Source organism: Thermoanaerobacter wiegelii Rt8.B1, from assembly GCF_000147695.2.
In the GTDB taxonomy this organism is placed as follows: Bacteria; Bacillota; Thermoanaerobacteria; order Thermoanaerobacterales; family Thermoanaerobacteraceae; genus Thermoanaerobacter; species Thermoanaerobacter ethanolicus.
Genome location: NC_015958.1, coordinates 255,287 through 282,095 on the forward strand (window position 1 = coordinate 255,287; position 26,809 = coordinate 282,095).

Consider the following 26,809-nt stretch of genomic DNA (forward strand, 5'->3'; position numbering starts at 1 on the left):
AGGGCGATATGCGATGAAAAATGAAATAGTCATAGCTTTGGCGGGAAATGCTAATGTGGGTAAAAGCGTTATATTTAATCAACTGACAGGTTTGACTCAGATAATTGGCAACTGGCCGGGAAAAACAGTGGAAAGGGCAGAAGGGGTATTGAGATTTAAAGGACGAACTATAAAAATTGTTGACCTTCCCGGCATTTATTCACTTTCTGCTTATTCTCAAGAGGAAATTGTCTCTCGTGAGTTTATAGCTTTTGAAAAACCAGATGTTGTAATAAATGTAGTGGATGCTTCTAATCTTGAAAGAAATTTGTTTTTTACCGTGCAGCTATTAGAGCTTCATGTGCCTATGGTTATGGCTTTAAACCAAGTGGATTATGCCATTAAAAAGGGTATAGATATAAATGTAAAAAGGCTTGAAGAACTTTTGGGAATTCCTGTTGTAAAAACTATCGCTACAAAGGGGAAAGGTCTTGAAGAATTGATAGATAAGGTTTTGGAAATTGTTGATTCACATAAAGAAACGACTGCAAAAGAATATGACATAAAACAAGAAAAAATTCTCAAATACAGAAATGAAGTGAGCGAATATGTAATGAGAATTTATAACATCCTTTTAAAATATAATGTAGAGATTATAAATTTGTTTCATCCTCTTTGGATTTCTCTTAAACTTATAGAAGAGGATAGCGATATAATAGAAAAACTAAAAGGAGAGCATAACGGGAAAAAAGCTTATGAAGAAATTCAAAAAGAATTAGAAGATTTAAAGGCGAAGATAGATAGTCCTCTTGTGACTTTAGTTACAGCAGACAGGTATGACATTGCCTCTTTTATAGCAAGTCAGACGGTGTCAGAGATTCACAATAGAATTACATGGACTGATTTGATTGACAATGTTGCTCTTCATAAAATATTTGGTTATATATCAATGTTTGCTATTGTATTCATATCATTTTACGGCATATTTAAATTTGGAGAGTATTTTTCTGGTGTGTTGGAGAACTTTTTTGATGGTTTAAAACCTCTGGTATATAATTTGCATATGCCAAATATGTACAAAGACATTTTATGGAATGGTTTTGCTGAAGGATTTATTTCTGCTATAACCATCGTACTACCTTATATACTCCCATTTTATGTATTTTTATCAATACTTGAAAACACGGGTTACCTTGCCAGAATTGCATTTTTAATGGATGAAGTTATGCACAAAGTAGGACTTCATGGTAAAGCTCTCATTCCAATATTAATGGGATTTGGGTGTAATGTTCCGGCAGTACTGGGGACAAAAATTTTAGAAACTGATAGAGAGATATTTATTGCTTCTTTTATGTCAACTTTAGTTCCTTGTTCTGCAAGGATCGTGATAATTTTAGGAACAATAGGCGTTTTCATGGGGCCACAATACGCACTCTCTGTTTTTGCCTTAGATGTTTTGGTAGTTTATATAGCAGCGTATTTTGCAAATAAAATAGCGCCTGGAAAACCCTATGATTTGATAATGGAACTTCCTGGCTACAGAATGCCCGCATTAAAACCCACATTAAAGCAAATATGGTTTAGGATAAAAGACTTTTTGTACGTAGCACTTCCCATAATTGTTGCTGGAAGTCTTGTGCTTGAAATATTTAAATATACAGGTATATTTAAATATGTGACTTATTTAACGGATCCTATTGTAGTAAAGTGGTTAGGATTGCCATCAATAGTAGGAATAGTATTGATTTTTGGGATTTTGAGAAAAGAGCTCACACTTATAATGCTTCTCACACTGTCTGGGACAAGTCATATAACAGAGATTTTAAGCCCAAAGCAGATGATTGTCTTTGGTGTTGTTACAATGCTTTATATTCCATGTATTGCTACAATTGCAGCATTAAAAAGAACAATTGGCTGGAAAAAGACATGGTGGGTAGTTTTTGTTGACATTTTCGTTGCAATATTGGCAGGAGGAATATTAAATCAAATTCTTACTTTTATATAAACATGGTATAAGGTGAATAGGTGATAAAATTATGCCATATATAATGATAAAACCTACTCCACATTTGTTTTATTGCTTTTTATGGCATTAATTATCACATTTAGTACGTCCCCAACTCCCTTTTTCATTGCAGTTTCGTGTAAATAATCAAAATCTATCTCATTCCAATGTATGTTTAACATGTTTTTTGCCCACATACCATCATCTTTTGAATCCCAGAACTTGTAGGCACATAATCTATCAATGATAATATCTTCTATTCCAATTATATATACTTTTTCACTATTTATATCAACTTCCAACACTTTATCAATAGAACCATCTAATACATTATCGGGTAGTTCTATAGCTATATCGTATTTTTCATTATACCAATGTCTTCCGGTTGTTTTTTTAAAGCCATATAAATCCAACACTTTTGCAATTATATCATGTCTTGGTGCTACTACGTCAATATCAATAGTATTATATCCTCCTGTAGTGTAAAATTCTACGGCAGTTCCTCCTACAATTATAGGTTTAATTCCATATTTCAATAATTCTTTTGTTATTGTTGCCATCACTTCGAGCACATGGAAAAGTCTGGATTCTCTATTTGTATCTTTCGACATTGATCTTATACCTCCTGGGACCTATTATTTCAATTACTCCCTCTTTTATTAATCTTTCAAACCTCATTTTGTCTAGCTTTAGTAGGATTTCCTCTTCTGAAGAATCTCTTAATCTTTTTCTTATCGTTTTTTCATTAGGTATATTTTTATATATCAATTCTTTTTCTGACTTAGTCTTATTAATATATTCATAAAAATTGACTTTTCGCATGCCGAATTCACCATCCTTTAGTATATTATAGCATTATTTAAGTAGAACGTATACTTTGTTGTAAAATAAAAGTTAAAATAGTTAATGAAATCAGTGTTAAAACAAGAAATATGACAAAAATAATGCAGAAAAAATAGGGCAAATAAGATAAAAAATTTCCCCCCATTAAGGGGGATTCTTTAAATAAGATTAACTTTAAGCAGTAACTCCTCGTTTTTAAGAATTTCATCAGGTTTGCCTATTGTTTCTATTGTGTGATTTTCGTTTAACACTATTATCCTGTCAGAAAACTTTGCTGCCATATCAAGGTCATGTGTTGCGATTACTATTGTGGTACCATTTTTATTTAATTCTTCTAATTTTTCTAAAAGCCATCTTTTTGATCGTGGGTCAAGGCCATTTGTAGGTTCGTCAAGAAGCAAAACTTCAGGATTTATGACCATGACTGATGCTAATGCGACTTTTTTCTTTTCTCCTCCGCTTAATCTGTGAGGGGGTCTATCTTTTAATTTTTCGAGTCCAAAAGAAATAAGAGATTCTTCCACTATTTTTTGGACTTCGCCTTCCTTTAAGCCCATTTGAAGTGGTGCAAAGGCTACTTCGTCAAAAACGGTAGTGTTAAAAAGTTGTACATCAGAATCCTGAAACACAAAGCCTACTTTTTTTCTAAATTCATATTCATCAAAAGTTTTTTTATCCCCCAGCAATTCGCCAAATGCCCATATTTCACCGCTGTCAGGAGAAATTAAATTGTCCATCAATTTTAAAAGAGTGGATTTTCCACTGCCATTTGCACCGAGAAGAATTAACTTTTCTTCTTTTATCACACTAAAATTTATGTCTATAAGTGCCGGTACTGATTTAATATAAGAGTAATACACGTTTTTTAATTCAAATACTGTGTTCAATGCAAACCTCCTTATAAATGAATACTCCATAGAACAATTAAAAAGAACATATTAAAAATTATCCATACATAATCATAAAAAGTTATTTTAAAAGTAGTTAGTGTTTTGTAATCTCCTTTGTAACCTCGAGAAATCATGGCACTATAAACATCATCACTCAGTTGCTGAGATTTTATTAAAACATTTGCCATAGCAGAAGCGACAAATTTTCTTCCTTCTTTGCTGCTAATTTTTCCTACATTTCTACTTTTTCTTGCAAGAAACATGTTCGTAGCAATTTCTAAAAGCAAAAAGATGTAACGTAAGGCCATTTCAAGTGTAGCAGTAAAAATGTGGGGAAGCTTAAAAACTCTCAATGCTTTTAATATTTCTACCCATTTTGTTGATAGAGCTAATATATACACAAAAGATAAAGATATAAATGACCTCATCATAAAAACAATAGCACTTTCTAATCCATCTTTTGTTATATAAAAATTTTTTGTGAAATATACTAAAGGCTGTCCTTCTTTTACTACATTAAAAAGTGAAGGTATTAGGACAATACCTGTAAAAAATATTGAGACTGCTGATACCCTCACAACATATGCTTTTAAAGGTATTTTAGAAAAATAAGCCAACAAAAGTGTATAAGTAAGAAATATGGTCATAAAAGGTATTGTCTTTCCAAAATTGACAATAATGATTAATATAAAAACAGAAACAAGTTTTATTCTCGTATCAAGAGACTGCATAATACCTTTCTTAGCAGAAATTGTGTCAGAATAAAACATATCTTCAAATGCATTTTGTATACTTAAGATTGTCTTTTCTAAAAAATTATCCATTTTTCTTCTGGGGTTTCCCCATAATCCTCCCTAATATTGCAAATATCAGCAAAATGGCTGCGATTCCTACAATTGCAGAGAAAATATAACCTATAGCTTGTTGAAAGAAATTGCTATCAAACCCAGGTATACTGTAATCAGGCAGTATTGCTTTTATAACTTCTGAGAATCGGTTCATTCCCTTGGGAACATATCCTATCATACTTTTAATTTCATCAAGGCCCCATTCTCCCCAAGCAGAACCAGGAGCCAAAAGCCCCAGAGGAGTAAGGAGTATTATGACTATAGCCGCAATGTAGAATTTTTTCATCTATTATCACCTCTAAGTTTGTATGAAAATTTATACAGTATATTTTCTTCATCTACTTTTTGTAAGTAATATACTACGAGGCCAGTTATAACTGCTTCTACAATGCCCGCAACAGTAAGATGAGCAAACATCATTGCAGGTATTGCTACGTTTAATCCATAGGGAAAGTATAGTGGTGTTCCATTTGCTGTATGAAAAAGCAATGGTTGAAGTCCAAGTTCTATTGCTGTGGCAAGAGCTGCAGCATTTATTCCTACATATCCCCCTATAGCAGATGATATGACTTTATTTAACTTAAGTGACAACATAAGTTTATAAATTCCGTATCCCACAAAAGGAGCTATAAATGCTATGTTAAAGCTATTTGCTCCGAGAGCCAAAATTCCTCCATCTCCAAAAAGCAATGCTTGAATAAATAAGGCTATCGTAAGAGATATACTTGCCGCCCAAGGTCCTAAAGTTATTGCAAGCAGTGTGGCGCCAATTGCGTGGGCAGTTGTACCTCCTGGTATTGGCACGTTAAACATCATTATTGTAAAGGCAAAAGCTGACCCTATTGCCATAGCAGGAACGTCCTTTTTGTCAAAACTTTCGTTGACTTTTTTTGCTGCAACTGTCAACACTGGTACCATAGCAGCACCCATAACGGCGCAGGTTTGAGGACTTAAATATCCTTCTGGTATGTGCATAAAAATTCCCCCTTACAAATTTTCCCCTGTTGTTGTCATTACCAGTTTTCCATGCTTTACTCCTTTTGTGCTTATTATTTCATCTGCAATTTTTGTAATTTCCTTTGCAGTGCCTTTTACTACCATTACTTCGAGGCAATTATGCTTATCCAAGTGTACGTGCATTGTTGAGATTATGTTTTGATAATGTTTGTGTTGCATATCTGTCAGTTTGTCACTTATTTCTCTCACTTCATGATTAAAAACATATGTAATTGTTCCAATGGTCTCTGCATCTTCTGCTTCCCACTGATTTTCCACTATAAAATCTCTTATTAAATCTCTTATGGCTTCGGACCTGTTGTTGTAGTTTTTTTTCTTTATAAGCTCGTCAAATTGATAAAGAAGTTTTGATTCCATTGAAACTCCAAAACGTGTTATTTCTTCCAGACTTATCACTCCCCTAAAGTAGTGTCATCTTCTTAAAAATAATAGCACTATTTTATGGTGGAGTCAATTTAAAAATTAATTTTAGTTTAATTTTCAATTAATATTGCTTTAAAGTTGAGGTTATAAAATGAACTTGAAAGTTGATTGTGATAACGATTTAATATATAATAAAATAAATAAAGGGGAGTAGCTCACCACAATGTGTGGTTTAACCTGTCGTCATCACGAGAAATTTTCTCCGGCAGGTTAGAAACTCTGGACGGAGTTTTGAGCAAGACCTTTATAGTGTTCATCACTATAGAGGTTTTGCTTTTTTATGTATATTTACAAAAGAAGGGAGTATAGATAATGAACGCTTTTATAGAAGGTATATTAAATCTTACACCAGGCCATATTATAATGTTTATCATTGGAGGTATCCTTATATATCTTGCGATAAAAAAAGAATACGAGCCAATGTTACTTTTGCCTATAGGGTTTGGCATAATACTAGCCAATATTCCGCTTTCATCTGCTATAGGTGAAAATGGTTTTCTTACAATTCTATACAACGCTGGAATAAGTACAGAACTTTTTCCTATTCTTATTTTTATTGCAGTTGGGGCAATGGTAGATTTTTCACCACTTCTTAAGCAACCGTTAATGATATTTTTTGGCGCAGCAGCGCAGTTAGGAATATTTTTAACTATAATTTTTGCGCATATGCTGGGCTTTAATTTAAAAGAAGCAGCTGCTATAGGCATAATTGGCGCTGCAGATGGCCCTACATCTATTTATGTAGCTAATTTGTTTGCACCAAAGCTTTTGGGTCCTATATCAGTTGCAGCTTATTCGTATATGGCATTAGTTCCAATAATCCAGCCCTTTGTGATAAAAATGCTTACCAGTGAAGAAGAACGAAAAATTAGAATGGATTTGCGCATGAATGAAGTTTCAAAAACAGCTAAAATACTTTTTCCAATAGCAGTGACATTTGTTGCAGGAATTTTAGTACCAACTAGTGTTCCTCTTGTAGGTTCTTTGATGTTTGGCAACCTCATAAGAGAAAGTGGGGTAGTAGAACGGCTTTCAAAAGCTGCACAAAATGAACTTGCCAATCTTGTGACACTTTTACTTGGGATAACAATAGGTTCTACTATGACTGCCGACAAATTTTTGACACCTACAACTCTTTTGATATTTGGAATGGGACTTATAGCATTTATATTTGATACAGCAGGAGGAGTATTGTTTGCAAAGTTTTTAAATTTGTTTTTAAAAAATAAAGTCAATCCAATGGTAGGAGCTGCTGGAATATCAGCTTTTCCAATGTCGTCTCGTGTGATACAGAAAATGGCCCAAAAAGAAGACCCTACAAATTTTATTTTAATGCAGGCTGTAGGAGCAAATGTTGCAGGTCAGTTAGGTTCTATCATAGCAGGAGGTATTGTAATAGCACTTGTAAGTTCTATTATGTAATTGAAAGTTATGCAATTAAAAGTGTAGAGTTTGGACTACAGGGAAGAGGTTTTTAGATACTCTCATTAGAGGAGCTAAAATTTGAAAGAGGTGAACAAAATGGACTTACTTAATGTATTTAAAACTGCTATTGTGGGAATAGGAATGACTTTTTTGATGTTAGTCATATTTTTTGTGATGATTAAATTTTTAGTGAAAATATTTAATAAGTGAGATGAATGGAAAAATTTTTCATTCTTTTTTAATTATAAAGCTCTTGTGATATAATAAAATTGTAAAGTTGTTACTGCATGGAGGTTTTGGTGATGCCACTTAATGTAGTACTTGTTGAACCTGAAATACCACAAAACACAGGGAATATTGCAAGAACTTGTGTGCTTACAGGCAGCAGTCTTCATCTTGTAAAACCTTTAGGTTTCAGTATAGACGAAAAATACGTAAAAAGAGCTGGCTTAGACTACTGGCCTCTTTTAAACCTTACTGTTTACGATAATCTCGAACAATTTCTTGAACAAAACAAGGGGAAAAAGTTTTATCTTGCTACCACAAAGGCTAAAAAGTATTATCATGAAGTAAAATATGAAGACAATTCTTATATACTTTTTGGGAAAGAAACTGCAGGACTTCCTAAGTGGTTGATTGAAAAATACTACGAAGACTGTATACGAATACCAATGCATGAAGTGATATCTACAAGGTCTCTAAATTTGTCCAACTCTGTAGCTATAGTACTGTACGAGGCCTTGAGACAACTGGGTTTTCCTAATATGAAATAAAAAACTGAGGGATGATTATGAAGCGAAAGATTATTCATGTTGATATGGATGCTTTTTTTGCATCTGTAGAACAACATGATAATCCAGAATACAAAGGGAAACCTGTTATTGTAGGAGGTCTGTCGGAAAGAGGAGTAGTTTCAACTTGTTCCTATGAGGCAAGAAAGTACGGAATACATTCTGCAATGCCGATGTACATGGCAAAAAAGCTATGTCCACACGGTATTTTTCTTTCTGTAAGGAGAAAAAGATATGAAGAGGTCTCAAAACAAATTTTTGATATCCTGTACAGTATAACTCCTCTAGTGGAACCTGTTTCTATAGATGAAGCCTATCTTGATGTTACATATATTGACAAAAATCCAGAGATTATTGCCCTGGAAATAAAAAAGAAAGTGAAGGAAACGACAGGACTTACTATTTCTGCAGGAGTTTCCTATAATAAATTTCTTGCAAAACTTGCCTCAGATTGGAATAAACCAGATGGGTTTATGGTCATAACAGAAGATATGATTCCCGACATTTTAAAACCACTTCCTGTTTCCAAAGTTTATGGGATAGGAGAAAAGTCTGAGCAAAAACTTAAAGCTATGGGAATAAATACAATAGATGACCTATTAAAACTATCACAGGAAAGTCTTATTGAGATTTTTGGGAAATTGGGTTTAGAGATATATAATAGAATTAGGGGCATTGATGAGAGGCCTGTAGAAACTATGAGAGAGATTAAGTCTATAGGAAAGGAAAAAACACTGGAAAAGGATACAAAGGACAAAAAGCTTTTACTTCATTATGTGAAATTATTTTCCGACATAATATCGGAAGAATTAGTTAGAGAGAGACTTTATGCCAGAACGGTTACTGTTAAGATAAAGACACCAGATTTTGCAGTTCATACCAAAAGCAAGACATTAAATAAATATATACGATTAGGTGAGGACATATACGATGTAGCCTACGAAATTATTGAAAGTCTAAAATTAGACCAATATATAAGGCTTATTGGTCTATCTGTTTCTAACTTGAGTGCAGTAAAATATGAGCAATTGTCCTTTTTGGATAAAAGGGTTATTAAATTTATTAAGGCAGAAAATGTAGTTAGAGAAATAAATAAAAAGATGGGGCAGGAAGTAGTGAAAAAAGCAAGTGAACTTTTAAATGAGGAAACGAAGCAACGGAGGGATTAAATTGGAAGCAAAAGAGAGGCATAAGCGCAATGTTGCTAAAGAAATTATAGAATTGGCTTGGCCTTCTATAACAGAACAAATGCTTATAATGACAGTTGGAATGGTGTCAACTATATTTGTAGGTCGAATAAGTGCCAGTGCAATTGCGGCTGTTGGGATGATTAATTCCCTTATTTTTTTCTTTCAAGCAATTTTTTCAGGGCTTGCCACTGGTTCCACAGTAATTGTAGCGAGGCTTATTGGTGAAGAAGACGAAGAAGGGGCTCGCCTTGCAGTTATGCAGTCACTTATTATGAGTATTGCTATTTTCATAGGACTCACTACTTTGGGCTATATTTTTGCAGTACCTATTGTTAAAACCTTCTTTGGAAGTGTATCCACTGATGTTTTTAAATTGGCTTTAATGTACTATAGAATAGTGCTTTTTGGGCTACCTTTTGTGATAATTGATATCATCATAGGCGGGGCTTTAAGAGGTGCAGGGGATACCAAAACCCCAATGTACATAACTGCTACAGTAAATGTGATAAATCTTTTGTTAAATAGCACACTTGTATTTGGAGTGACTTATCACGGTAGATATTTAATACCTCCTTTAGGAGTAAAAGGTTCTGCACTTTCTGCTACAATTTCAAGAATAATAGGAGGTTTTTTGCAATTATATGTTTTATATTTTGGCAAAAGGCGAATTAATCTTGATATAAAAGAAAAGATTCGACTTGACTTTAACATGATGATGAGGATTATACGAGTAGGAATACCAGCTTCTTTAGAGCAGGTAATAATGCAAGGTGGTTTCCTTGTAATGCAAGTTATCGTTTCCACAATGGGGACTATTGCAATTGCTGTATATCAAATAGGTATGAATGCTAATAGTCTTGCTTTTATGCCTATATTTGGATTTTCAATAGCGGCAACCAGTTTAGTAGGTCGGAGTCTCGGTGCAAAACATTTTATGTTAGCGGAAATATACGCAAAAGTTTCAAGAAACATTGCTGTTGCTGTAATTTCTGTCATAGGTGTTTTTATGTTTATATTTTCAAGGCAGCTTGCAGCGCTTTATACTACTGATCCTATTGTAATAAAAATAGCTTCTGATATTATAAGGATTTTTGCTGTTGTGGAACCTTTGCTTGCTATATTAAATGTCATGGCAGGAGTATTAAGGGCTGCAGGCGATATTCCTTATATTGTTCTCACGGCTTTTATTGGATTATGGCTCTTTAGAGTGACTATTGGATATATTCTTGGTAAAGTGTTTGGTATGGGAGTATATGGAATATGGATTGGTATATGTATCGACTTTGTTGTAAGGTCAGTAATGTATAGCTATAGATTTAAAGCCGGTAGATGGAAATATATTAAAGTTTAGAGTACACAAATTTATCACATATTCTTAATTTTTACATAACATTTTTCTGCTATTTTAATTATAACATCAATTTTTAGAAGAGGTGGATTTATGAAGAGGAAATATTTATATGTGATTGTTGCAGTATTAATCATTGGAATTGTCACTTTTTACTTTGTAAACAGGGCAAAATCATCACAACCCCAGCAGCTTTCATATGTTACAGTTACTCGTGGTAATATTTCTATGAAAGTCACTGGGACAGGGAACTTAAATGGTGATGTAAGAGCAATTACGTTAAAAGGCAGTGGAACAGTAAAGAAAGTGTATTTTAAAGTAGGAGACACTGTAAAGAAAGGAGACCTATTATACGAAATTGAAGATGACGATTTAAACAATCAGCTGGAACAAGCAAAAATAAACCTTAACTTAGCTGAGCAGCAATTAAATCAAGACACACAGAACTACAATAGTAGCATTGCAAATTTAAACATAACTTCTCCTTCTGGCGGGATTATAGACAGTATACTTGTAAAAGAAGGACAGAATGTCACACCTGGGACACCTGTTGCAACCATTGCAGATTACTCCCATGTTACTGTAAAAGTTCCTTTCAATGGTGTTCAAATAAAGAATATAAAAGTTGGGCAAAAGGCGGATATTTTTTTATACGACTCATTTACAACTGTAACAGGTACTGTTGAATACGTTTCAGAGCAGCCGGTTCCTAATAATACAGTGCAATACTACTATGTGACAGTAGGGCTTGATAATCCGGGGGCATTAAGCGATGGAATGAGGGTACAAGTATCAATACACACAGATAACGGAATAGAAACAGCATTAGAAGATGGCACGTTAACTGCCAAAAACACAGTCAATGTCACAGCGCAAACATCAGGTACGGTAGATAAAATATATATTTCTCAAGGGCAAAGTGTAAAGAAAGGACAGCTTTTAATAAAACTTTCATCAGACAACATAAGCAATCTGCAGATGCAGATAGAAAATGACAAATTAAAAGTTATGGAAGCACAAAACAACTACAATCAGATTTTACAGCAAATCAACAACTTAAAAATTTATTCTCCTATAGATGGGAAGATCATTAGCCAGAACATAAACGAAGGAGATATATTAGGTACTTCTGTAGCGAGCACTAACATAAGCAATACAAATAGCCAATCACAGCAATCGAGTTTTGTGCCCGTTTTAGATATAACGCAATTATCTACTTATGAGAGTCAACCAGAAACTGCGGTAATAGCAAACAACGACAAATACATCATTAACCTTTCAGTGGACGAAACAGACATAAAGCACATAAAAGTAGGGCAACAAGCACAAATTACAACAGATGACTTACCAGACAAAACATTTACAGGTACTGTTTCAGAAGTGTCACAACTTCCAACAATACAAAATGGAGTTTCTTCTTACAACGTAATTATTGAAGTCGATCCAAGCGAAGGATTAATGTTAGGCATGTCAATGAATGTTTCAATAATTGTTGCAGAAAAACAAGATGCTTTAATACTTCCAATACAAGCCGTTCAGACAAACGGAAATAGAAAATACGTAATACTCTATACAGACGATTTAAAAAATCAAAATATCAATAGCACTAACAATAGCACTAATAACGGGAACTTTTTCAGGAACAACATAAGATTTGTGGAAACAGGTATTTACAACGACAACTTTATAGAAATTGTGAGCGGTTTACAGGAGGGAGACAAAGTATTAATTCCAACACTTAATTCCTCAACAAACGCAAATAACCGTAATCCAAGTGCTTTTGGTATAATGGGTGGCTTTAGGTCAGAAGGCAATTTTAACAGGAATATGACTAATCAAGGTGGTAGTTACCAAGGCAGAAGCTTTAATGGGACAGGGCAAAATAACACTTCCACAGGGAGGTAAATGATGGATAACATTTTAATAAAAATAAGGAATTTAACAAAGATTTACAAAATGGGAGAAAATGAAGTAAGAGCGTTAGATGGTATAAACCTTGACATTGAAAAAGGAGAATTTGTATCAATTGTCGGTCAATCAGGTTCAGGTAAAACTACTTTAATGAATATAATAGGGTGCTTAGATGTAAAAACTTCTGGAGAATATTTTTTAAATGGCATAGACACAAGCAAACTTTCTGACAATCAATTAGCAGATTTAAGATGTAGCGAAATAGGGTTTGTTTTTCAAAATTTCAATTTGCTTCAAAAAATGACGGCTTTAGAAAACGTGGAATTGCCTATGATATACAAAGGTGTACCTACGAAAGAAAGGCGGCAAAGAGCAGAGATGCTTTTAGAGATGGTAGGACTTAAGGAAAGGATGCACCATAGACCTAATGAATTATCAGGAGGTCAGCAGCAAAGAGTAGCAATAGCAAGGGCACTAGCAAACAATCCCCATCTAATATTAGCAGATGAGCCGACGGGAAACTTAGACTCAAAAAGTGGTAGTGAGATAATGAAAATAATAAAAGAGTTAAACGAGAGAGGGAATACAGTAGTACTTATAACTCATGACCCTAATATAGCTGCACAAGCCAAAAGAATAGTAAGAATAAAAGATGGGCGTATTTTAGAAAACGAGGTGGTAACACCGTGAGATATGTAGAAGCTTTGAAAATAGCTATACGCAGTATTTTAAGCAATAAAATGAGGTCTTTTCTCACCATGTTGGGGATTATAATAGGTGTCACAGCTGTTATAGCCTTAGTAAGTATAGGCCAGGGCTCTACAAGAAGTATTACTTCTCAGATACAGAGTATGGGTTCAAACCTCATAATGGTAAACGTAATGGGGAGAGGGGGAGAAAGCTCTTTAACTTATGACCAAGCCATTGTTTTAAAAGACTCAAGCTTTATAGCTGCTATCTCTCCGGTCATATCTACCAGTGTAACGGCTATGTACGGAAATAATTCAGTGGACAACACAACGGTAAATGGAGTAAATGGAGATTATCAATCAATACGCGATATACAAGTAGCAGCTGGCAGATTCATTTTGCCAATGGATGATGAAGGAAGGAACAGGGTAGCAGTTCTTGGCAGCAATGTAGCGAGAGAGCTTTTTGGCTTTACTGATCCTATTGGCAAGACTATAAAATTAAATGGCCAAAACTTCACGGTAGTAGGTATTTTGTCACAAAAAGGTTCTTCAATTGCAGGTTCTGATGATGATTCAATATTTATACCCCTTAAAACAATGTTCTACTTTGCGAAAAATAGAGACATAAGACAAATATATATAGAAGCTACAAGCCCAGATACCGTGGAACTCGCTAAAAACGAAATAAACAGCAAACTGCTAACTATATTTAAAGGCGATACAAATGCCTTTAGAATAATTGATCAATCACAAATTTTATCTACAGTAAATAGTGTTACTGCTACATTGAGCTTGCTCCTTGGAGGAATTGCAGGAATATCCCTTTTAGTCGGTGGAATAGGGATAATGAACATAATGCTTGTATCTGTTACTGAAAGGACGAGAGAGATAGGGATAAGAAAAGCATTAGGAGCCAAAAAGAAAGATATATTACTTCAGTTTATAATTGAATCATTAACTTTAAGCGGATTAGGAGGAATAGTGGGAATTATAGTAGGATACGTATTGTCGATGGTACTAGGCTCAGCTATGAATATAAATGCTAAGCCTTCTCTCTCTACAGTATTAATATCCTTTTCCTTCTCAGTAATTGTAGGATTGTTCTTTGGCGTATATCCTGCAAATAAAGCTGCCAATTTAAATCCAATTGAAGCTCTAAGATACGAGTAAAATACAAAAAAGGACAAATTTCTTAGTTTTTCTTGGGAGTTTGTCCTTTTTAAATGCTTGTCAATAAAACGTTGGTGGATTGGCTTATAAATCACATAAGCAAAGTAGATAAAAAAATTGGGAGAGTACATAAAAAGCCAAATGTAGTTGAGCCTGTAAATGCAGGCCGTTTTTTTGTAACAGATTATATGATAAAATAATTATAAAATACTTTAAATCAAGTTTGAGGAGGTTTTTGGTTGTGAAACTTGTGAGAACAGATAAACTGCCAGACGGTTATGGAATAATTGAAGGAGATAAAGTAATTACATTTGATGGCATAAGCTTTATTTCTTATAAGATGGAGGAAGTAAAGCTTTTGCCTCCTTGTCTACCTACAAAAGCTATATGCGTAGGGTTAAATTATAGGGATCATATAGAGGAAATGGGGGACAAAGAGCCGGAGGAACCGACATTATTCATAAAACCTTCAACAGCAGTTATTGGCCCTGATGATTTTATAGTTATTCCTAAGATGTCAGAGAGGGTTGACTATGAGGGGGAATTGGCTGTTGTAATAGGCAAAAGAGCGAAAAATGTGTCTGAAAAAGATGCGTTAGATTATGTCCTTGGCTATACGATAGCTAACGATGTAACTGCGCGGGATTTGCAGGCAAAAGATGGTCAATGGACAAGAGCGAAGTCTTTTGATACCTTTTTGCCCATAGGCCCTTGGATTGTGACAGACTTAGACCCATCTTCTTTGGACATAATTACATATGTAAATGATGAAGTAAAGCAAAAAAGTAACACCAGACATCTCATATTTGGCGTTCCAAAACTTGTGAGTTTTATATCTCACATAATGACGCTAAACCCTGGCGATGTCATATTGACGGGAACACCCTCTGGCGTTGGCCCTTTAAAACCTGGAGACGTTGTAACTATTGAAATAGAGGGAATAGGTAAATTAACAAATAGAGTAAAATAAAATCAGACTACAAAATGAATGATAAAATATATAACTAAACCAATTAAAGATAGAGGAATTCCTACCAAAGCCCATTCACGGCTTTTTATATTCAGCTTTCCTGCTGATATGATATTAGGTATGTTTCCTGGAATCAACATGCCGCCACTTATTAGAAGCCCCATCAATATTGCTTGGATTTGTTCTGTTGTCATAGCAGGGCTTATTTCGGCTGCTGCCAGTGTTGCGTTGTCAAGAACTGCTGAGGTCATGTTTATCCAGTATAAAAGTCGGCTATCAAGATGAATTATATAATTATCAATAATAGGTTTGAATCCTGCACCTAAAAGTTCCAATGCCAGAATAAAAACAAAAATTTTAAATGCTTGAATAAAGATAAATTGAAATCTTTCAATTTTTTTAATTTCTTCTGCTTCTTCCACATAATTTTCTTCTATAATGAGACTACTTTTCTCTAATTTATTAATATAAAGTAAACCCAAAAAGCCCAAAGCCAATACAGCTGGTATGATGTAAATGCCTAAGGTAGTAAAAAGGTAAAGGAAGCTTTCATTTAATTTTGAGGTTACTATTGTGGCTAAGGGCTCGCCAATTGGTGTTAGTGCAGCACCCATGCCTATTGAAAGAGAGGCAATGACAGTAATCACCACTTTGTCTTTGTGTTTTAAGGGCAACGAGTGAATTATTTCCACTAATATTATTGAGGCTATTATGGCTGTAATTATACTGGCTGTCAAGCCAAGGATAATAATTACTAAAAATACAAATATTTTAAGCGGAATATGAGTTACTACTGTTCCTATAAATTTTTTAAATTTATCTTTAAATATCTCAAATAAAAGTCCTGATAAAAATACGGCTGCTGTTATTAAATACAAAAGATGATTTTTAAATATGTGAGCTATCAGGTCATAAGAAAATACTCCTGATACAAATGCTGCAGCAACTCCCATTGCAAAAAGAAAATATTCGATGTTGTGTTCTATATGCCTATTTACAAGAGGCAAAATTAGGATCATTAATAATATTACTAAGAGTGCAACAATGACCACAATCCATCCTCCTTTTACATTATTATTTGTATTATTTTGTAAAATAAAAGGTGGAAAAACTCACCTTTAAGATGAGCTTCCCACCCAAGAAGCCGAAAATTCTTGAACAAGTCATAAGACTTGCCAACCGTAAAAACTTTATTTACTTTATTAAAATTATAACATACAGGTATTTATATAAGCAACAGAGATGAAGATATATGAAGATATAAATTAATGGAGTACAGTGATTAAAAATATTCCGTATAATACTCCTCCAAACATCAGCACAAAAGGATTAACTGACTTTCTAAAATTTATCCACATTAAATTTAAAATAGCTGAAGTTAAAGCTAACATGGCACTTAAAAAAGCTATTCCTGTGATGTTCCATGGTGTAAACAGTATACCAACAGTAACTGGTATGGAAGACTGAAACACCATCGCCCCCGTTATATTTCCAAGTGCAAGAGTATCCTTTTTTTGTCTTACCCACACAATAGAATTGAGCTTTTCAGGCAGTTCTGTTGCAATAGGCGTTATGACAATTGAAAGCATTAAAGGTGAAATTCCCATCATGTGAGACAAATCTTTTACATATCCTACAAACAAGTGAGCGCCAAAAATTATTCCTAAAAGAGATAGAATTAATTGACTGGTTATCCAGAGTAAATTAGTTTTTACTCCTAAAAACTTTGAAAAGTATAGAGTTCCTATATTTTCATCCAATTGCTGTTCATCTGAAAAAGTACGTTTTACATAAAAAGCGTACGCTAAAAGTACCAATATAACTGCAGATATTCTAATTTCGTTAACTTGATTAAAGACAGAAGCGAAAATTGCTATTGCGTATACTAAGATAAAATATGTCAAATCTCTTTGAAACACTTTTTTATTTGCATTCATTTTCAACGTTCTTTTTCCAAAAAGGGAATAAATTATGATGGCAGCACCTGTTATCAAAAATCCTAAGGTAGAAAGCATAAAAGGAGCTCCTAAAATAGCACCTGTGGCTATTTGACTTGCCTCTCTTCCTCCATAAAAAAGTATAGCGATAATTGGTATAATTGTTTCAGGAAGTGCGGTGCCTACAGCAGCTAAAATACTTCCCACTACTCCCTGACTTAAGTTTAACTTTTTTCCAAACCATTCTACTGAGTTTGTAAATAAGATACAGGAAAGAAGTATAAAGGCGAGACTAAAAAGCAACATCACTATATCTTGTGTCAACTTCTACAACTCCTTTGTGGGTAGTGTTTTAGGTCATTTACAGTAATGTATTGTACCACAAAACGAGAAAATAATTCAATAGTTTGAGTCTCTTCAGTCTGTGTCAAGTTTTCGTAGGTAAATTTTTTAAAAATTTTTTGCCTAACTTACCTCACCACCAACACGTAATTCACTTTACTAAATATGAAATATGTTCTATTTATGTTAAATTATTACTCCGAAAGAAAACAACAAACATCCTAATTTTTATTACTTTTCAAATGACAAATACTGGCTATTAACCTTCTGCTTTAAACACTTACTGCCAAACCATTAGCTCGTGTTATCTCTTTTAAAACATATTTTATCCATGGCCTTCCTGCAAATGGACCTTCTAAAATCGGCAGAGACACCTTTAACCATTTCTCTATGTCTTCAGCTTTATAATCCTTCCCTGTTTTTGATTGTACTACTTCTTTTAATTTCTCCTGCTTTAAAAGGCCAACGCATTGTATAGTTTTCTAATTCCCCATTTGCCTTTTCCGCTAATATGCGAGACATTCTGTCTCCACCTTCTATTGTCCATCTACAACCAAGCCGCTTCATTCTTCTAGCTATATTGTGCTGTATTTGCCCTTCTATGGCTCCTAATCGTTCTGTTCCAGGAGAATTTACTATACCTCCCCAGTTATCCAGCAAATACTTTAAAAGCTTAGTAAGTTTTTTCTTACGTTCTCCTTTGGCTCTCTTTATCGCCTCCCTTAATGTTCCCTCAGTTTTTTGTAGGTCGCCTTGGTAAATAGCTTCACGTACTTTGTCATAAGTTTCTTCGTCATACCAAAGTGCTTCTGTTAATTGTCTGTTAAGATGATATGGATCTAATCTATACTCTGCAGCAGGAAAATATTCTAAACCCTCTTTCGGCCATTCTGCTCCGTCTCCTCCTATGTATACTTTCTCTACACCTTCTATATCCCATTTGCATCCCACTTTTGCATAAGTCTCTTCCCATATCTCTTCACTATTACCTAATCCACTTACTACTAGCTTGTTCTTCAATCTATATCGCTCTTTATCTATCTTCTCTTTGCCTTCATAGGCTATTAAATGCTTTATTTCTCCCCTCTTTTTATCTGCTCTTTGTAGTCTTATTATCACCCCGTCACTTTCGATATACAGTCTCTTTGTAACCTTCTCTCCTTTAGGAACCTCTCCATATTCAAAAACTTCTTTCCTTCTTTCTTCACTATCTTGTTTTAAAATTTCCCCTAATTCCTGTACTGCTTTCCAAATTGTCATTGGACTAATGCCAGGGAAAAGATAACTTAATATCTCTGCTGCGCGCCTAAACGGCATTTCTGTACTTAGTTTTACAGCTATCTCTCTTAACCTTGGCGTTATTTGGGAACGGGATGGCCAACCCAATAACTCATCTAGCAAAAACTTTGTCTCTCCTGTCTGTTTATTTCTGTAAAGACGCCTCCTGTAAATAAATTCTCCAAATGTACTAACAACCTGTTTCGCCCTAAATCCTACTACTTCCCATATGTTACGATCACGTTCCTTCATAAGACGAGTATCTATTTCTTCTAAAGCCCATGCAAAAATTTGATTGGAAATTCTCTGCGTAAGCTCATGTATACCTTCTTCAAGTTCATAAAAGTCTTTGCTTTCTTTTATTATTTTTATTAAACCATTAGCAAAAAGCAGGATTGCACCCACTATGTGTCGAATATCTAACATATCAGACCTCACCTTCCTTTTCATTTTGTTTTTGATTGTGTTTTGGTGGTGAGGTCTTTTTTCTACATTTGACCCCCTTTTTCCTGCTTCATTTCACCTACTTAAATTTTACACTGCCGTCTCTTCACCAAACATCAATAATGTGGTAACATTTATATTAGATGTCCTTTCGCTTAAAGGAGTGGACGATATGAGCATAAGATTTATATATGGAAGAGCAGGTACAGGCAAGACTGCCTTTTGCCTTAATGATATAAAGAGAAAATTGAATGATGGAAAATCCCACCCTCTTATACTACTTGTCCCCGAACAATTTACCTTTGAGGCAGAAAAATATCTTTTAAATACAATTGAAAAAGACGAAAAAATGAGGGCGCAAGTTTTAAGTTTTAAGACTTTGGTAAATAGGGTATTTACAGAAGTTGGAGGCCTTACCCGTCAGCACATGAAATCTTGTGGGAGGTCAATGCTTATTTATAAAATAATAGAAGACATACAAAAAGACCTTAAGGTTTATTCCAAAGCCTCCAGGCAGCAGGGTTTTATCAAAAAAGTTTCAGAAGTTATAACAGAGCTTAAAAGATTTGAAGTGACTCCTGAAAAGTTATTAGAGATAACTGAAACAATAGATAATTTAGGATTAAGAGAAAAACTAAAAGACATAAGTTTAATATATTCTAAATTTGAAGAGAGTTTACACCAAAATTATATAGACCAAGAGGATGAGTTAACTCTTTTAGCAGAGAAACTCGAATATTCTTCTCAATTTGAAGGAGCGGAATTTTGGATAGACGGCTTTACAGGTTTTACGCCAAAGCAGTATAGGGTGATAGAAAAGCTTTTAAAGAAAGCTTCAAGAGTAAATGTCACCCTCTGCATGGATACATCACACAACTCTTATGAAATTGATACTACAGACCTTTTTTACACTACTAAAAAGACAGAAGACAAACTTTTAGAAATATGCCAAAGAAATAATATATCTTATGAAAAACCGGTGTACTTAAATGGAGAAATACCTGAAAGATTTAGAGAAAGTGAAGAACTAAGTTTTATAGAAAAACATCTCTTTTCCTACCCTTACAAAGTATATCTAAAAGAAACAGAGGATATAAGCATATTTAAGGCTGTCAATGTCTATAGCGAAGTTGAAGAGACTGCAAGAGATATCATAAGATTAGTGAGAGATGAGGGGTTTAGGTATTCTGACATTGTGGTAGCTACTCGCGATTTAAATAGATATCATAAACTCATAAAAGCTATATTTTCTCAATATGGAATTCCCTATTTTATAGATCTAAAGATAGAAATAAAAAACAACCCCATCATCGTTTTTATAACCTCTCTTTTTGATATTCATTTAAAAAGATGGTCTTATGAGTCTGTTTTTAGATACCTAAAGACAGGTTTTACAGATTTAGAAAAAGAGGACATAAACCTTATTGAGAATTATGTTTTAGCTAACGGTATAAAGGGAGATAAATGGAAAGAGGAAGTTTGGAATTACAGGTTAAATTACAGATTTGATAGACTTTCAATAGAGGAAGATGAAAAAGAGATAATAGAGAGAGTGAATGAAATAAAAAGAAAAATCGCAACTTCCTTACAGGATTTTTATAAAAAATTTTCTAAATCGAAGAATATTAAAGAAGCTTGTGGCACTTTGTATGACTTTTTAGTTGAAATGAAATTGCCTCAAAAGATTGAAAAATTAATTGAAAAATTCAAAGAAGAAAAGGAATATGACACAGCAAATCAATACGCACAGGTTTGGGATATTGTTGTAGATGTTTTAGATCAATTGGTAGAAGTGATGGGGGAAGAGAAAGTTACAGTAGAACAGTTTGCGAAGATACTCAGCATAGGATTTGATGAATATCAAATTGGAAGTATTCCTCCTGCACTTGATGAAGTTTTGGTTACCAGTGTCGATAGGATGAAAAGTCACAATGCAAAAGCCCTTTACATAATCGGCGTAAATGATGGTATATTTCCTGCTGCTCTTTTTGAGGAAGGAATTTTGACAGATGGGGATAGGGAAATTTTAGCTTCCCATAATGTGGAGTTAGACAGAGATACAAAGACTAAAATATTTGAAGAGCAATTTTTAGTCTACACTGCTCTGACTTCCACAAGTAAATTTTTAAGGATAAGCTATCCCATTGCTGACCATGAAGGGAAAAGCTTAAGACCCTCTATAATAATTTCCCGCTTGAAAAAGATTTTTCCTAAAATAAAGCAGTTTAGCAACGTGGTAGAGATGGATACAGCAGAGGAAAATTTAAATCGCGTATCAACACCTTCACCTACTTTTAATGAAATGGTAAGTGCAGTTAAAAAATGGGATATTACAAACAAAATGCATCCTCTGTGGTTGGATGTGTATAAATGGTATGCTAAAAGTGAATCATGGAAGCCGAAATTGACAAGGGCTTTAGAAGGACTTTATTACACTAATCAGGTTGAAAAAGTACCTGCCCACAAGGTAAAAAAGTTGTATGGGGATGAAATGTATTTTAGCGTATCCAGACTTGAAAAATACGCAGCTTGTCCTTTTGCTTATTTTGTCCAATACGGGCTTAAAGCGAAAGAAAGGAAAATATTTAGTTTCGAGCCTCCTGATTTAGGGACCTTTATGCACAATGTCCTTGACAGATTTTCAAAGGCATTGGAGGAAGAAGGACTTACTTGGCAGGATATTGACAGAGAGTGGTGCGATGAGGCTGTGGCTATTATTGTGGATGACATGATACAAAAAATACCAGGATATATTTTAAACAGCAGTCCCAGATACAAATATCTTGCTGAAAGGTTAAAAAGAGTGCTTTCTAATGCGGTATGGGTGGTATCTGAGCATATAAAGAGAAGTTCTTTTGTGCCTTTAGACCATGAGGTTGCTTTTGGCGATAACCAAAAGTATCCTCCTATAAAGATTGTGCTGTCAAATGGTGAGGAGATAAATCTCATAGGGAGGATAGACAGGGTTGATATATTTGAAAAAGAGGATGAAGCCTATATAAGGATAATAGATTACAAGTCTGGCAACAAAACTTTAGACCTTTCAGATGTGTTTTATGGTTTAGAACTTCAGCTTTTGATATATTTAGATGCTATATTAGAAAGTGCAATAAACGGAAACACAAATTTAAATCCGGCTGGCATATTCTACTTTAAAATAGATGACCCGATTATAAAGGCAGATAAAGATATATCAGATGAAGAGTTGCAAATGCAAATTTTTAAAAAGTTGAGATTGGAAGGGCTTGTTTTAAATGATGCTCAAATCATAAAAGAGATGGACAAATCAATTGAAGGTACTTCTTATATAATTCCAGCAACAATCAATAAAGACGGGAGTGTAGGCAAAAACACCAAAGGAGCCACAAAAGAGCAGTTTGAATTGTTGAGAAGGCACGTCAAAAAGACCATACAACGTCTCAGCGAACAGATGTTAGAGGGAAACATTTCAATTTCTCCATATAAAAAAGATAAAGAAACTCCTTGTAAATATTGCCCTTACTCTTCTGTCTGCCAATTTGAAACGAATTTTAAAGGGAATGAGTACAGGATTATAAAGAGTAAAGATGTTGAGGAGATATGGAGTATATTGGAACAGGAAGTGGAGTCAGATGGAAACCAAATGGACTTATGAACAACAGCTGGCTATAAATACAAGGGGCAGTAATCTCTTGGTGGCAGCAGGTGCAGGCTCTGGCAAAACGGCTGTCTTAGTTGAAAGAATCATAAAACTTGTCACGGATGACAAAAATCCTGTAGATATTGATAAACTTTTAGTTGTTACTTTTACAAATGCTGCCGCTTCTGAGATGAGAGAAAGGATAGCAGAAGCGTTGATTTCTAAGTTAGACCAAAATCCGGAAGACAGGCGGCTTAGCAATCAGCTAACATTACTTAACAAAGCTACAATCACCACAATTCACTCCTTCTGCTTGGAAGTAGTGAGAAATAACTTTTTTCTCATAGATTTAGACCCTAACTTTAGAATAGGGGATGATACAGAAACTTTACTTTTAAAATTAGAGGCGGTAGAGGAGCTTTTTGAGGAATTATATCAAAAAGAGGATAATGAAGATTTTTTGACATTGGTTGAAAGTTATGGAGGCACAAAGGACGATAAACCCCTTGTAGATATTCTTTTAAAATTGTACGATTTTGTAAAATCACTTCCCTGGCCTGAAAAATGGCTTAGGGATGTGTTATTAAGCTTTGAAGTTAAAGAGGATTTTCATTTTGAAAATTCACAATGGGCGGCAGTAATATTAGACAGTTTAAAAGTAGAAATGTCAGGGCTTTTAAATGGAATGTATGTGGCAATTGATAAGCTTCATGGTGAAAATGGGCTACAAAGCTATCTTGATAATTTTGAAATAGAGGCGGAAAGCTTGGAAAAACTTCTAGACTGTGAAAATTGGGAGGAATTTAGAAAACAGATAAATGCCATAGAGTTTGATAGACTTCCCAGAGCAGGTAAAGATGCAGACCATAAAGTAAAAGATGAAGTGACAAAAATAAGAAATGAGGTTAAAGCTAAAATTAAGGAGATAAGAAATAAGTTTTTTTCAGATGACATAGAAAAAATTGAAGAAGAAATTAAAGCTTTGTACCCTATCATAAAGGCTTTAGTGGATTTGATTCTACTTTTTGATAAAAAATATACTGATAAAAAAAGGGAAAAAGGCATTATAGACTTTAATGACATTGAACATTTTGCACTGCAAATTTTGACAGAAGTCGATGAAAACGGGAATGTGAAGCCTTCAGAGGCAGCTTTGATGTATAGAGAAAAATTCCAAGAAATTTTTGTGGATGAATATCAAGATTCTAATTTAATACAGGAAGTTATACTAAGCACTATAGCCCGAGAAGACACACCTAACAGGTTTATGGTAGGAGATGTAAAACAGAGCATATACAGGTTTAGGCAGGCAAATCCTCATATATTTTTTGAAAAGTACAATACTTATTCTTCAAAAGAGGAAGATAAAAATAAAAAGATACTGCTTTATAAAAATTTCAGAAGCAGACCCCAAATCATAGATGCGGTAAATTTCATTTTCAAAAAAATAATGTCTAAGAATGTAGGGGAGATAGATTATACAGAGGAAGAGAAGTTAAATTGTGGAGCAGATTTTGGAACACCTCCTCTTGATGCCATTGTAGGTGGACCTGTGGAAATACATTTGATAGAGAAAAATGATGAAACTCCTGAAGAGGAAGAATTAGAGGTTTATGGGGAAGAAGAGGAAGAGATTATTGACAACATACAAGTAGAAGCAAGGGTGGTAGCTCAAAGGATAAAGGAATTAGTTACACAAAATGAGAAAAATACCTTTATGGTTTATGATAAAAACCTCAAAAATTATAGGCCTGTTGAGTATAGGGATATAGTAATACTTTTGAGGGCTACAGAAAGATGGGCACCTGTATTTTTAGAAGAATTTATAAATGTCGGTATTCCTGCTTTTGCGGACACAGGAACGGGATACTTTGAAACAACGGAGATAAAGACTATAATATCTCTCCTTCAGGTGATAGACAACCCAATGCAAGATATTCCGTTGTTGGCAGTTTTGAGGTCTCCTATTTTTTCCTTTACCCCAGAAGAATTAATTGACATAAGGTTAGAAGAGCCTAATAGAGCTATATATGAAGCACTTAAAAAGGTATCACAAAGGGAGGCTGAATTAGGGCAAAAAGCTAAAAGTTTCTTAGAATCATTGAAAAAGTGGCAAGAGAAAGCCATTTATATGCCGGTGGATGAGTTTTTGTGGTATTTATATCAAGACACTGGTTATTATGCCTATGTAGGGGCAATGCCTCAAGGAGTGCAGAGGCAGGCAAACTTGAGGATTTTGTTTGAAAGGGCAAAGCAGTACGAGGAAACAAGTTTTAAAGGGCTGTTTAACTTTATCAATTTTATAAACCGCCTCAAAGTCAGCAGTGGCGATATGGGAAGTGCTAAAATAGTAGGAGAAAATGAAAATGTAGTCAGGATAATGAGTATACACAAAAGTAAAGGTCTTGAATTCCCGGTAGTTATAGTTGCAGGCTTAGGTAAACAGTTTAATTTAAAGGATTTAAGTCAAAGCGTATTGTACCATCATTTATTAGGATTAGGCCCTGAGTTTGTGGACTTCAAAAGAAGAATTTCTTATCCCAGCATTGTGAAAGAGGCAATAAAAAACAAAATAAAGTTAGAAAGCCTTTCTGAAGAGATGAGAGTTTTGTACGTTGCTTTGACAAGGGCAAAAGAAAAGTTAATATTAGTTGGAAGTGTTAAAGACATAAAGGAAAAAGTGAAAAAATGGTGCAATATTGCTATGTTGGAGAGTAAGGTGCCTGAGTATGAAATTTTAAAAGGTAAAAGTTATATAGATTGGATAGGTCCTGCTGTTATAAAGCATGCGGATTTAAAACCTTTAAGGGATTTTGCACAGGTACAATATGTGGCTGTGGAAGAGGATAGCTCACAGTGGCAGGTAAGGATTTGGAATAAAAAAGATGTGATTTTTGATAAAAAACAGGTTGAGGAAGAGACAAACTTATTGCAAAGGCTTGAAAACTTAGATTTAGATAGCCCTAGCAGTGAATTTTATGATGAAGTGACAAGGCGTTTAAATTATGTATATCCTCATGAAAAAGCCTGCCATTTGCCTGCGAAACTTTCTGTTACAGAAATTAAAAGAATTTTAAACGAAGAAGTAATAGATGAGGACACTACTTCAATATTTGAAAAAACAGTCCTTAAAATCCCTGCCTTTTTAGAAAAGAAAAAAGGACTTACTGCAGCCGAAAAAGGTATAGCTATGCACCTTGTCATGCAAAAATTAGATTTAAATGGGGATTTGAGTGTAGAAGGCATAAAGAAGCAAATTAAGAATATGGTGGATAGAGAGATTTTGACAGAAGCACAGGCTAAAGAGATAGACATAAGAAGAATTGAAGAATTTTTTAGAGCTTCTCTTGGAAGGAGAATGTTAAGTTCTCAAAATGTAAAAAGGGAAGTGCCTTTCCATATAAAAATTAAAAGTACAGAAGTTTACAAAGATTTGCCTGAAGAATACGAAAATGAATTTATAGCTGTGCAAGGCATTATTGACTGCTTTTTTGAAGAAGAGGGAAAAATAATCCTTATTGATTACAAGACGGATTATGTGACAGAGGAAATGATGGAGGAAATAAAAGAAAAATATAAAGTGCAGATAGATCTTTATGCAAAGGCTTTAGAAAAGATTACTGGCAAAAGAGTCAAAGAAAAATATATTTACCTCTTCTTTAATGGAATGATTCTGGAATATTAAGG

At 34.2% G+C, this 26,809-nt stretch carries 22 protein-coding genes, 1 pseudogene and 1 other annotated feature; of the genes and pseudogenes, 13 read left to right on the forward strand and 10 right to left on the reverse strand.

Features of this window, described 5'->3' with window-relative positions; genetic code table 11:
* Positions 1 to 13: 13 nt before the first annotated feature.
* On the forward strand, positions 14 to 1,984 hold the full coding sequence (gene feoB / locus THEWI_RS01220) for a ferrous iron transport protein B (protein WP_014062117.1): 1,971 nt from the start codon (positions 14 to 16) through the stop codon (positions 1,982 to 1,984).
* Positions 1,985 to 2,037: 53 nt separating this feature from the next.
* Here the strand turns inward: feoB and THEWI_RS01225 are convergent, their stop codons facing one another.
* The 7 genes from THEWI_RS01225 to nikR form a co-directional block, all read right to left on the reverse strand.
* Complete coding sequence (locus THEWI_RS01225; RefSeq protein WP_014062118.1) at positions 2,038 to 2,595, reverse strand: DUF6036 family nucleotidyltransferase; 558 nt, start codon at positions 2,593 to 2,595, stop codon at positions 2,038 to 2,040.
* Positions 2,576 to 2,806: a hypothetical protein gene (locus THEWI_RS01230; protein WP_014062119.1), complete on the reverse strand. Its 231-nt coding sequence runs from the start codon at positions 2,804 to 2,806 to the stop codon at positions 2,576 to 2,578. The genes THEWI_RS01225 and THEWI_RS01230 overlap by 20 nt, the downstream gene beginning before the upstream one ends.
* 179 nt (positions 2,807 to 2,985) lie before the next feature.
* A complete protein-coding gene (locus tag THEWI_RS01235) occupies positions 2,986 to 3,714 on the reverse strand; it encodes an energy-coupling factor ABC transporter ATP-binding protein (RefSeq protein WP_014062120.1) in 729 nt (242 codons plus the stop codon).
* Between the two features lie 11 nt (positions 3,715 to 3,725).
* Positions 3,726 to 4,541, reverse strand: a complete 816-nt coding sequence (gene cbiQ / locus THEWI_RS01240) for a cobalt ECF transporter T component CbiQ (RefSeq protein WP_014062121.1) — start codon at positions 4,539 to 4,541, stop codon at positions 3,726 to 3,728.
* Entirely contained in the window at positions 4,534 to 4,851 is a 318-nt protein-coding gene (locus THEWI_RS01245) for a PDGLE domain-containing protein (protein ID WP_014062122.1), read from the reverse strand. The genes cbiQ and THEWI_RS01245 overlap by 8 nt, the downstream gene beginning before the upstream one ends.
* Positions 4,848 to 5,540: a cobalt transporter CbiM gene (cbiM, locus tag THEWI_RS01250; protein ID WP_006569315.1), complete on the reverse strand. Its 693-nt coding sequence runs from the start codon at positions 5,538 to 5,540 to the stop codon at positions 4,848 to 4,850. The genes THEWI_RS01245 and cbiM overlap by 4 nt, the downstream gene beginning before the upstream one ends.
* 12 nt (positions 5,541 to 5,552) lie before the next feature.
* Positions 5,553 to 5,978 carry a nickel-responsive transcriptional regulator NikR gene (gene nikR, locus THEWI_RS01255; protein WP_014062123.1) on the reverse strand — a complete coding sequence of 142 codons (426 nt, stop codon included), beginning with the start codon at positions 5,976 to 5,978 and terminating at the stop codon, positions 5,553 to 5,555.
* A 339-nt stretch (positions 5,979 to 6,317) separates the two neighbouring features.
* On the opposite strand from nikR, the gene THEWI_RS01260 reads away from it, so the two are divergent.
* The 10 genes from THEWI_RS01260 to THEWI_RS01295 all read left to right on the forward strand — a co-directional run bounded on the left by THEWI_RS01260 (position 6,318) and on the right by THEWI_RS01295 (position 15,502).
* On the forward strand, positions 6,318 to 7,427 hold the full coding sequence (locus THEWI_RS01260) for a sodium ion-translocating decarboxylase subunit beta (RefSeq protein WP_014062124.1): 1,110 nt from the start codon (positions 6,318 to 6,320) through the stop codon (positions 7,425 to 7,427).
* A gap of 99 nt (positions 7,428 to 7,526) precedes the next feature.
* On the forward strand, positions 7,527 to 7,640 hold the full coding sequence (locus THEWI_RS15200; protein WP_014062125.1) for an OadG-related small transporter subunit: 114 nt from the start codon (positions 7,527 to 7,529) through the stop codon (positions 7,638 to 7,640).
* A gap of 92 nt (positions 7,641 to 7,732) precedes the next feature.
* Positions 7,733 to 8,203 (forward strand): tRNA (uridine(34)/cytosine(34)/5-carboxymethylaminomethyluridine(34)-2'-O)-methyltransferase TrmL, encoded by a 471-nt coding sequence (gene trmL, locus THEWI_RS01265; protein WP_014062126.1) that lies wholly within the window; start codon positions 7,733 to 7,735, stop codon positions 8,201 to 8,203.
* Positions 8,204 to 8,220: 17 nt separating this feature from the next.
* A complete protein-coding gene (locus THEWI_RS01270; RefSeq protein ID WP_014062127.1) occupies positions 8,221 to 9,390 on the forward strand; it encodes a DNA polymerase IV in 1,170 nt (389 codons plus the stop codon).
* A 1-nt stretch (position 9,391) separates the two neighbouring features.
* Positions 9,392 to 10,762 (forward strand): MATE family efflux transporter, encoded by a 1,371-nt coding sequence (locus THEWI_RS01275; protein WP_014062128.1) that lies wholly within the window; start codon positions 9,392 to 9,394, stop codon positions 10,760 to 10,762.
* 90 nt (positions 10,763 to 10,852) lie between these two features.
* The gene (locus tag THEWI_RS01280) at positions 10,853 to 12,664 is read left to right on the forward strand and encodes an efflux RND transporter periplasmic adaptor subunit (RefSeq protein WP_014062129.1); all 1,812 of its coding nucleotides are present in this window, start codon (positions 10,853 to 10,855) and stop codon (positions 12,662 to 12,664) included.
* 3 nt (positions 12,665 to 12,667) lie between these two features.
* Positions 12,668 to 13,360: an ABC transporter ATP-binding protein gene (locus THEWI_RS01285; RefSeq protein ID WP_003869075.1), complete on the forward strand. Its 693-nt coding sequence runs from the start codon at positions 12,668 to 12,670 to the stop codon at positions 13,358 to 13,360.
* Entirely contained in the window at positions 13,357 to 14,532 is a 1,176-nt protein-coding gene (locus THEWI_RS01290) for an ABC transporter permease (RefSeq protein ID WP_014062130.1), read from the forward strand. Before THEWI_RS01285 ends, THEWI_RS01290 begins: the two co-directional genes overlap by 4 nt.
* Before the next feature lie 53 nt (positions 14,533 to 14,585).
* Entirely contained in the window at positions 14,586 to 14,732 is a 147-nt protein-coding gene (locus THEWI_RS14545; protein ID WP_244262274.1) for a hemerythrin domain-containing protein, read from the forward strand.
* A gap of 41 nt (positions 14,733 to 14,773) precedes the next feature.
* Positions 14,774 to 15,502, forward strand: coding sequence for a fumarylacetoacetate hydrolase family protein (locus tag THEWI_RS01295; protein ID WP_014062131.1), 729 nt, complete (start codon positions 14,774 to 14,776; stop codon positions 15,500 to 15,502).
* A gap of 2 nt (positions 15,503 to 15,504) precedes the next feature.
* Here THEWI_RS01295 and THEWI_RS01300 read toward each other — a convergent pair whose 3' ends face one another.
* The 3 genes and pseudogenes from THEWI_RS01300 to THEWI_RS01310 form a co-directional block, all read right to left on the reverse strand.
* A complete protein-coding gene (locus THEWI_RS01300; protein ID WP_014062132.1) occupies positions 15,505 to 16,554 on the reverse strand; it encodes a DUF1646 family protein in 1,050 nt (349 codons plus the stop codon).
* A gap of 74 nt (positions 16,555 to 16,628) precedes the next feature.
* Positions 16,629 to 16,683, reverse strand: a sequence feature (sodium ion sensor (DUF1646 type); this cis-regulatory element may regulate processes involved in with the transportation of sodium ions).
* Positions 16,684 to 16,767: 84 nt separating this feature from the next.
* Entirely contained in the window at positions 16,768 to 17,763 is a 996-nt protein-coding gene (locus THEWI_RS01305) for a sodium:calcium antiporter (protein WP_014062133.1), read from the reverse strand.
* A 290-nt stretch (positions 17,764 to 18,053) separates the two neighbouring features.
* Positions 18,054 to 19,485 (reverse strand): annotated as a pseudogene (locus tag THEWI_RS01310) (ISLre2 family transposase).
* A gap of 190 nt (positions 19,486 to 19,675) precedes the next feature.
* Between THEWI_RS01310 and addB the strand changes: the two are divergent.
* Entirely contained in the window at positions 19,676 to 23,137 is a 3,462-nt protein-coding gene (gene addB, locus THEWI_RS01315) for a helicase-exonuclease AddAB subunit AddB (RefSeq protein ID WP_014062135.1), read from the forward strand.
* Positions 23,115 to 26,807 carry a helicase-exonuclease AddAB subunit AddA gene (gene addA / locus THEWI_RS01320; protein WP_014062136.1) on the forward strand — a complete coding sequence of 1,231 codons (3,693 nt, stop codon included), beginning with the start codon at positions 23,115 to 23,117 and terminating at the stop codon, positions 26,805 to 26,807. The genes addB and addA overlap by 23 nt, the downstream gene beginning before the upstream one ends.
* Positions 26,808 to 26,809: the final 2 nt, after the last annotated feature.